Source organism: Bradyrhizobium guangdongense (assembly GCF_006483445.1).
Classification (GTDB): Bacteria; Pseudomonadota; Alphaproteobacteria; order Rhizobiales; family Xanthobacteraceae; genus Bradyrhizobium; species Bradyrhizobium guangdongense_A.
The window spans coordinates 1-7,343 of sequence record NZ_PPPT01000270.1; the positions used below are offsets into that span (position 1 = coordinate 1).

The window sequence follows — 7,343 nt, forward strand, 5'->3', positions numbered from 1 at the left end:
GGTGCACAAGCCGCATCTCGACGAGATGCACGGCCCGGAATCGCTGCCCTATCGCGAAAGCCGCGCGCTGCCCGCAAAGCCGTTCGGCAGCACCAGCCGGATCATCCAGCCGACGGACTCGCGGCAGTCAGGTCCGGAGTTCGGGCCGGCGCCGAAGTCGACCGGCGAGCAGCCGGGGCGGCGGGGTGGGTGGAAGAAGAGGTAGAGACGCGCGGTATCTTAGTGATCACGAGCGACTGCGCCGGAGTAGCCGATTAAAAAGGGGGAGCGAAACGTGGTTGGGGGCGATCATAGCTCTTTAACTAAAGAGCCGCCGCAATCTAAATTGGACGCTACGATCTTAGCGATCACGCCGGGCATGAAATATGGTGCGTTGCTTAAATTCGCTCGCGCCAACACCAACCGTGATGCGCCCGGACTGGTAAGCAAGCGTTTCCTGCTCCTAAACAAGGACGGATCTATCGCATACGACTATTTCCTTTCTCTAGTTTCTGCTTACGGAATTGGCGAGCCCCTCACTCGAAAAGTCATGTACTTTTTGTGGGCATATCGAGACGAGAGAATTCGCAGATTCGTTTGCGAGCGTATTGCCGACAAGAACGGGGTATGGCGGATACGGCAGCTTCTAAAGCTGTCAAATTTGAGCTTTTTTACGAAATGGCTCGGACCAGGTGCAGCAAAGAAGGCTAGGTCTAATTTCTATCGTTTCTTAGTAGAGACAAATCTCTATGATCAGGACGGAGCGGCAATCCACTTAGAGCTCGACGATGGTTGGCTCGGGCATGCTGCGATCGCAGCAGCTCAACACGAGCCAGATCCGTTGCTGCGCGATGAATTGCTCTTAGATCCGGTAGCCTTTCTCAGGAGACGCAGTTGGCTCGGCCTCTTAAATGGCGGCGATAGCACGCATCTGTCACCGCTACTTTCAATCGCCGCGGGGCCGCTCGAAGACAACACGATTCGAACCACTCCGTCGTCGTCTTCCAATTCGCTCGAATGGAACCGAACCAAGCCGACAGCCTCCGGCAAAGCAACCGCTGTCATAAATGTAGACATGGTAGCTCGAGAGCGAGCGACGTTGTCGCACTTCTTGCTGGAGAAAGCCTTAGTTCACGAAGTTAAATCGCAGGGCTTATCTCCAAGGTACAATCAGAATATTGACCTCTTCTTCAACACGCCAAATGGCAGTGTGTTGGTGGAAGTGAAAAGCTGTACTGACAGCAACTTCCACAGCCAATTCCGCAAAGCAGTTAGTCAGCTCTTCGAGTATCGCTTCCTCTACAAGCATCTCTTGAAGCCCAAAACGTCAATGCTTCTTCTGATGGAAACGTCCCCTCCAAAGGGGAAGGAATGGCTAGTCGACTATGCTGCGTCTATGGAAATTATTTTGGCTTGGAAAAGCCCTCTATCAGGCCGAATAGGAACGTCCGCAGACGTTCCTAGCTCGCTCCAATCCATCCTTGGCCGCTTTTAGATTCATTCCGCAGCGATCAATCCGGCACGAGAGTGATTGGAGTAGGTCTTCCAGGTTGGCTTGTAATCGTCGTCCGCCTGATTGCCCCACGTGGTCCAACCTTTCCGCGTACCTCTACCAAACAACTCCAAATAAGGCCCTGACGAACATGCTTCCATAATATCGTATTGCTCATCAGGTTTACGCGAATGCTCGCGCTTACGCGTGGCGAGCAAATTAACCTGTCTCCGTCCGGGCGCAAGAGTCCGAGCATTCTTCCCACGAACACCAAACAAAATCAGTTCGGTGACATTCCGAAAGTAGAAGCCCACTCCCCGTCCATCCGAACCGCCATCCTTGCGGACCTTGTGCCAGACGATGTTGGACTTGTAATTGAAGCCCCACGCCTTCATGACCGCGAGGCCATCCGGTAGCAGTGCGTTAGGGCACCAGAGGTACAAATGCGAAGTTGGCGCGGCGATATCCGCCACCGGTAACGCACCAATCTCGTCGAGCTTCATCGTGCCGTAGCGCGAGAGGCGCTTATGCTCGGGTGCGACCTTGCCAGTCTTGTTCGTGAACTGCCACGGCGGGTCGGCTAGGATCGTCGAGAATCGCCGGCCGTCAGCAAAGCGCAGCAAGTCCTCACCGGCGGAAAGCATCGGCGACTCCAGGATGTTAGCCATATGTAGCGGTATAGGCCCTACTCGGCCTACATAGTAGCATGTTCATGATACGTTCTCAAGATAGTTGGTGATAAATATCCGCTGGGCATATGGGGCCACGCCGCTGATGTTTGAGAGACTGACGGAACGAGGTTTCGAGATCGTATTCCGGTCGCATGCCGAAGCCATTTTGAAGATCGATTTCCCAGAAGTCGCTGAGCTATTGGAAGGAGTCCTCCTTTCCTCGACGATACCCATTGAAGAAATCATCGGATCGGGGGGAGGAGAGACAAAGGGCACGCAACGGCTTCGTAAGGCTCTAGCAGCTCACGAGTGGCGCAAGCACAATTTCGTCGTCCAACGAATCATCGATGGAGTGCAGCGCGAGGCGCAATCACACGAGATCGATCACGTTAAGACATTTGGAGCCGGAACGATCGCACTCGAAATCGAGTGGAACAACAAAGACCCTTTCTTCGACCGAGACCTGGAAAATTTTAAGAGGCTCCATTCGGATGGAGCTATCTCGCTCGGCATCATCGTCACCCGAGGAAGCAGCTTGCAAAGCGCGATGAAGCGATTGGTGAGGCGTTTCGTCGATGAGTATCAAGTGAACTCCCACGACGACATGGAGCGCATCGGTCTAAGCCGAACGAAAAGACAAATCGCCGAAGTCATGAAACGAGTGACGCGCAACAAGAATCCGATTCCATTCCGGGAAGCGTGGGTGGATCATTTTGTCAGTGACAAGTTCGGGGCCGCGACCACGCACTGGAGTAAGCTGCATGACCGCGTACAACGCGGCGTCGGAAATCCGTGTCCATTGCTTCTTATCGGCTTTCCCGACGTGATGGTGACTTTTGGAGAGGATGAGACCGAGGTTAAGCGCTTGTTGGAGGAGGCCGCTCAAGAAGCGTATTCGGCCGATAGCTAAGGAATGGCATTCGATCGGGAACACTCAATCGTTCGTGGTTATGGGGTCCGGGCTCGTCGCTTCCGCCTTCGCCCTTCAAGCTTCGGCGGACAAGTCGCGCGCCCCGGAATGACGAGGCGAGAGTGCGGCCCCGTCCTCACCCCATGCTCGCGAACACCACCGCGAGCACCGACATCATCATCACGATGGTCACGAGTTGCAGCGAGGCCGTCGGCTGGGTGCGCCAGTCCGTGATCTTGTCGGACAGCGACAGGCGGCCGTCGAAGAAGATCGGCTCGTAGACGGTCTTGCACAGCGACGGAAACCTTGGGCCCAGCGTCGCGGCGACCAGGGCGTGGATCAGCGAGGCCGAGATGACGAAGATGGCGACGCCGGGGTCGCCGACGAGGTCGCGGCTGCCGGCGAGCTTGAGCAGCAGGGCGGCGGCGGCGAAGCTCGGAAAGCTCTGGAACACCGCGGTCAGCGCAAAGCCCTCGATGACGTTTTGCAGGCGGGACTTGCAGGCGGCGATGGCGGCGGTCATGGCACGGCTCCCTGATGACATGGGTATGAAGCTAGCCGTGGCCCGCGAGGGGCGATGTGAGATGCGTCACGCCTTAAGGCGGTTCCGGCGGAGCGGATCGCGTCAGATTGCCCGCGTCAGAGCTGGCGGAAGAAGGCCAGATAGATCCCCAGGCCGATCGCCGAGAACGCCAGAACCACACGCCCCCAATTGTACTTGACGTCGGGCGACCGGGACGCGCGCTTCACGAAGGCGCGCGCGAGGCTCAGGAACACGACCGCGAGGACAATGCCCCACAACAACTTCCCGACGTCCATCGGCTCCCCCTCGCCCGCCTCGCGCCTCAAGGCGCGCATCGCGCCGCGCTATGGGATCCCAGCACCAAACTGCATGGCGCACCCGCCGCCCGGATGCGGGCATGCATTTTAATGCGGGCATGCATTTTATTGCACAACTCTTCGTTGCCCGCCATGAACCTGGCATGGCCCGGCCGCGTCAAACCGGCTGCAATCCCCCTGTTTTCTACGGATTGCTGCAACGAATGGCGGCGCGATAGCGTTGACCGGCAGGCCAATGAGGGCAGTGAGGCGATGACGGTCGACAGCTTGAATCGCCAGCGCGTGCTGGCCCTGCTCGAGGCGTTCGGCGCCGGCGATCTCGAGCGCGCCCTGTCGTTCTGCACCGACGACGTCGACTTCCTCACCCACGCGCCGGTCGACGTGCTGCCGCATCTGGCGCCGCGCCACGGCAAGGACGATCTGCGCAAGCTGTGGACGCTGGTGCAGTCGCGCTATTCCGAGATCCGCTACGAGGTGCTGCAGATCGTCGCCGAGGGCGACGCGGTCGCGGCCAATCTGCGCAGCTTCTACCGCAAGCGCGCGAACGACCGCATCGTCGCCGTCGACATGGCGGTTTTCTTCACGTTTCGGCAGGGAAAGGTGGCGAAAATACGCGAAATCATCGATTCCTACGATCTGGTGCAGCAGGTGCTGGAGCGCGAGATCGGCCCGCTGATCACAGGCGAGCGCGTCGCGGGGGCGTGAGCGCGCCCGTTGAACCTTTCCGCCGCCTTCCAAGACCCACCACGTGGCGTGTTGCGCGCCTTGAGGGGCGAAGTCGGGTCGATGAAAGTCGCGTTGCTGGCCGCTTTGGGCTTGTTTCTGGGAACGCTGGCCGGTGCGGCGCTGGGCGTCGGCTTCGGGCTCGCCTGGGTCGAATTCTTCAAAACCACGAATTTTGAAGGCTATAGCGGCATGCTGGTGGTCTTCACCTTCATGCCGCTGGGGGCCGCGATCGGCGGAATCAGCGGCGCGCTGCTGTTCGGCTATCTGGCCGCCCGCGACCAGGCCATTCCGATCGAGCGGGGACGTGCCGGCCTCGCGGACCGGTAAAATTACGGGCCTTTGTTGCGGATTTCACATTTCCGCATCAATTGTGCATTGCAAAAACGTGAATTGCATTTTGGCGAAACCGGCCTATTTGTTTGCGTACGAATGAATTCGACGCGACCCCACGCCCTACTGTGCATGGGGTTGTTTTTTTCGTTTTTGACCAGCCAGTTTCAGGGACGACCCAGATGACAGAGCACAGCCTCTGGCGTTTCTCGCGCGCTTTGCACCGCGCGATCAACGACCGGCATTTTGAGGATATCGAGAGCCTGATCGACGAGGACGTCGACTGGGCGCTGTACGGCCCGATCGACATGTTTCCGTTCCTCGGCGCCCGCTCCGGCAAAGCCGCCGTGCTCGAGGTGATCCGCCAGATCGCCGACAACTTCAGAGTTCGCCGCTTCGACCGCGAGAGCATCATGCTCGGGGTGGATTCGGCCGCCTCCATGCTGCGCTATTCGCTCACCGCACTGGATTCCGACAAGCCGATCTCGCTGCGCGTGGCGCAGTTCGCCCAGTTCAAAGCGGGCCGCCTGACCAACATGCGCGTCTTGATCGACACCTTCGATCTGGTCGAGCAGGCGCTCGGCCGCGCCATTCATCTGCCAAAGATGACCGCGGTGGGGTGAGGGGCGGCAACGGGTCCCGCCCTCAAGGGACCGATGGCGCCGCGGCCTTCGCGAAGCATCCTGGCCTCCAGCCCCGCCGGATCGCTTCTGTTCGGGACGCAGGCCGTCGGGCGCGCGCTTGCCGCGCGGCCCGTTGGTTCGCGCGCCACAATTTCGCAACGATGGCTCCGCATCGTCACCACGGAATTGGTTGCGGGCAGGACGATGCATCACACGACCGGATTGGGCTGGGCCAGGCTGCCGATGCTGGCGGCTGCGTTCATCTTTGGCTCGGTGCTGGTGGCATCGGCGCAGACCGTGCCGACCATGCCGAATTCGCCCGCTGAGGAGGCTGACGAGGCCGAGGAAGCGCCTGCGGCTAACGTCAACGATCCCGATGTCTTGAACGGCATCGACGTCGACAAGCTCGACTGGGTCCAGCTCGGGGCGGATGCCTCCACCCTCCGCGACGAGATCGCCGCGAAGAAGCGTGCCGCCAAGGCTGCCGGCAATGACGGGCCGAACTGGTCGTCGAACGCCAATGCCAACGGCTCCTCCGCCGTGAACGTCAAGCAGTCGATCACGCCGTTCTGGGACACCCGTATCGGCGCCGACATGACGGTTGCGCGCGATCCGACCACGATGTCCGAGCTGCTGGCCCAGAAGGCCGCCAATGGCGGCAATTTGCCAACCTCCTCCGGCAGCGCCTGGGCGGCCGCGACCGCGCCGGGCGCGGGCTCGATCTGGGACAAGACCGCGGTCGAGGCCCGTGTCGATCCCGGCGCGGAGAACAGCAAGCTCGGCGCGTCGCTGACGAAGTCCGTGCCGCTGTCGAGCGAGTACGGGCTGACCCTGCAGCACGGCTACAGCGTCAACCAGCAGGGCACAACCCCGATTCCCGGCATCGCCGGCCATATCACGCGCAGCTCCGAGATCGACCAGCAGGCAAAAGTCACCATCACCGACACCGGCACCAGCTTCATCGCCGGCCAGACCCTGTCGTCATCGGACGACAAATGGCTGCGCAAGTTCGGCGCCGAGCAGAAACTCTATGACGGCGTCACCATCTCCGGCTCCGTCGGCGAGACCGCGCAGGGCACCACCAGCAAGAGCCTGACCGCAGGTTTCAAGAAGAGCTGGTGAGCTTCTTCTCACCGCGCCGGGATCGATAAAATCCGAGCAAAACGCCACGGCAAAGCCGCTGAATGGTCGATCCTTGCCGCAGCTCGGCCCCGATCCCGTCAAATTCGGACGCCCTGATGGACCTCACACACATCGTCGTGCGGGGGACACTCGCGCAAGCGAACAGGGGAACAACGATGAACGCCATTCGTCCGGAAAAAGTCGAGAATGCCGAGACCGAGCCGGTCGATACCAATCTCGCCGCAGTAACGGAAGTCGAAGCCGGCATCCGCGATTTCGTGCGCAACGACATCGCCTATCTGCGCCGGCCCGCGGCCGGCAGCGAACCCGCGCTCGACCCGAATGCGGAAGCCACCGTCACCAACGTCAACTCGCTGATCCAGCGCGTCGCCGGCACCTCGCTCGCCGAGATCGAGAATTTGATCTCCGAGCTCGAGAGCCTGCGCGACCTGCTGCATGCGGAAGGCCAGCGCGTCCAGCGCGAGATCTCCGGCTACGCCCAGCTCAGCCAGGCCGCGATGAAGTCCACCCGCATGATCGCCGACAACGTCGCGCAGTGGAAACGCGCCGCCGACGGCCTGCGCAATAGCTGATCGCCAGGCTGATCGTTTGGCCGCCGCGCTCGGCAAGAGCGCGGCGGTTTTGTTTTG

General features: G+C 60.3%; 11 protein-coding genes. 8 read left to right on the top strand and 3 right to left on the bottom strand.

Features of this window, described 5'->3' with window-relative positions:
* Window positions 1–205 (top strand): hypothetical protein (locus C2U70_RS31370; RefSeq protein WP_140982502.1); only part of this gene is annotated, 205 nt, incomplete at its 5' end.
* A 69-nt stretch (window positions 206–274) separates the two neighbouring features.
* Window positions 275–1,474: a hypothetical protein gene (locus C2U70_RS31375; RefSeq protein WP_140982503.1), complete on the top strand. Its 1,200-nt coding sequence runs from the start codon at window positions 275–277 to the stop codon at window positions 1,472–1,474.
* A gap of 2 nt (window positions 1,475–1,476) precedes the next feature.
* Here the strand turns inward: C2U70_RS31375 and C2U70_RS31380 are convergent, their stop codons facing one another.
* On the bottom strand, window positions 1,477–2,115 hold the full coding sequence (locus tag C2U70_RS31380; protein WP_140982504.1) for an MT-A70 family methyltransferase: 639 nt from the start codon (window positions 2,113–2,115) through the stop codon (window positions 1,477–1,479).
* 91 nt (window positions 2,116–2,206) lie between these two features.
* On the opposite strand from C2U70_RS31380, the gene C2U70_RS31385 reads away from it, so the two are divergent.
* Window positions 2,207–3,052, top strand: coding sequence for a BglII/BstYI family type II restriction endonuclease (locus C2U70_RS31385; protein ID WP_246666914.1), 846 nt, complete (start codon window positions 2,207–2,209; stop codon window positions 3,050–3,052).
* A gap of 136 nt (window positions 3,053–3,188) precedes the next feature.
* Here the strand turns inward: C2U70_RS31385 and C2U70_RS31390 are convergent, their stop codons facing one another.
* Complete coding sequence (locus C2U70_RS31390; RefSeq protein WP_140982505.1) at window positions 3,189–3,575, bottom strand: hypothetical protein; 387 nt, start codon at window positions 3,573–3,575, stop codon at window positions 3,189–3,191.
* Window positions 3,576–3,691: 116 nt separating this feature from the next.
* Window positions 3,692–3,871 carry a hypothetical protein gene (locus C2U70_RS31395; protein WP_140982506.1) on the bottom strand — a complete coding sequence of 60 codons (180 nt, stop codon included), beginning with the start codon at window positions 3,869–3,871 and terminating at the stop codon, window positions 3,692–3,694.
* A gap of 93 nt (window positions 3,872–3,964) precedes the next feature.
* Here C2U70_RS31395 and C2U70_RS31400 point away from each other — a divergent pair, with 93 nt between their 5' ends.
* The 5 genes from C2U70_RS31400 to C2U70_RS31420 all read left to right on the top strand — a co-directional run bounded on the left by C2U70_RS31400 (window position 3,965) and on the right by C2U70_RS31420 (window position 7,286).
* Window positions 3,965–4,597, top strand: coding sequence for a nuclear transport factor 2 family protein (locus C2U70_RS31400; protein ID WP_433960723.1), 633 nt, complete (start codon window positions 3,965–3,967; stop codon window positions 4,595–4,597).
* Window positions 4,598–4,606: 9 nt separating this feature from the next.
* On the top strand, window positions 4,607–4,945 hold the full coding sequence (locus tag C2U70_RS31405; protein WP_349629586.1) for a hypothetical protein: 339 nt from the start codon (window positions 4,607–4,609) through the stop codon (window positions 4,943–4,945).
* A 185-nt stretch (window positions 4,946–5,130) separates the two neighbouring features.
* Window positions 5,131–5,571, top strand: coding sequence for a nuclear transport factor 2 family protein (locus tag C2U70_RS31410; RefSeq protein WP_140982508.1), 441 nt, complete (start codon window positions 5,131–5,133; stop codon window positions 5,569–5,571).
* Between the two features lie 204 nt (window positions 5,572–5,775).
* Window positions 5,776–6,693, top strand: a complete 918-nt coding sequence (locus C2U70_RS31415; protein ID WP_140982509.1) for a hypothetical protein — start codon at window positions 5,776–5,778, stop codon at window positions 6,691–6,693.
* Between the two features lie 176 nt (window positions 6,694–6,869).
* On the top strand, window positions 6,870–7,286 hold the full coding sequence (locus C2U70_RS31420; protein ID WP_140982510.1) for a hypothetical protein: 417 nt from the start codon (window positions 6,870–6,872) through the stop codon (window positions 7,284–7,286).
* The last annotated feature ends 57 nt before the right edge of the window (window positions 7,287–7,343 follow it).

What these genes read in the sequence shown, in the direction of transcription:
- C2U70_RS31380 (WP_140982504.1), bottom strand. Translation starts at nt 2,115, where the DNA reads ATGCTTTCCGCCGGTGAGGACTTGCTGCGCTTTGCTGACGGCCGGCGA.
- C2U70_RS31390 (WP_140982505.1), bottom strand. Translation starts at nt 3,575, where the DNA reads ATGACCGCCGCCATCGCCGCCTGCAAGTCCCGCCTGCAAAACGTCATC.
- C2U70_RS31395 (WP_140982506.1), bottom strand. Translation starts at nt 3,871, where the DNA reads ATGGACGTCGGGAAGTTGTTGTGGGGCATTGTCCTCGCGGTCGTGTTC.
- C2U70_RS31400 (WP_433960723.1), top strand. Translation starts at nt 3,965, where the DNA reads ATGCGGGCATGCATTTTAATGCGGGCATGCATTTTATTGCACAACTCT.
- C2U70_RS31410 (WP_140982508.1), top strand. Translation starts at nt 5,131, where the DNA reads ATGACAGAGCACAGCCTCTGGCGTTTCTCGCGCGCTTTGCACCGCGCG.
- C2U70_RS31415 (WP_140982509.1), top strand. Translation starts at nt 5,776, where the DNA reads ATGCATCACACGACCGGATTGGGCTGGGCCAGGCTGCCGATGCTGGCG.
- C2U70_RS31420 (WP_140982510.1), top strand. Translation starts at nt 6,870, where the DNA reads ATGAACGCCATTCGTCCGGAAAAAGTCGAGAATGCCGAGACCGAGCCG.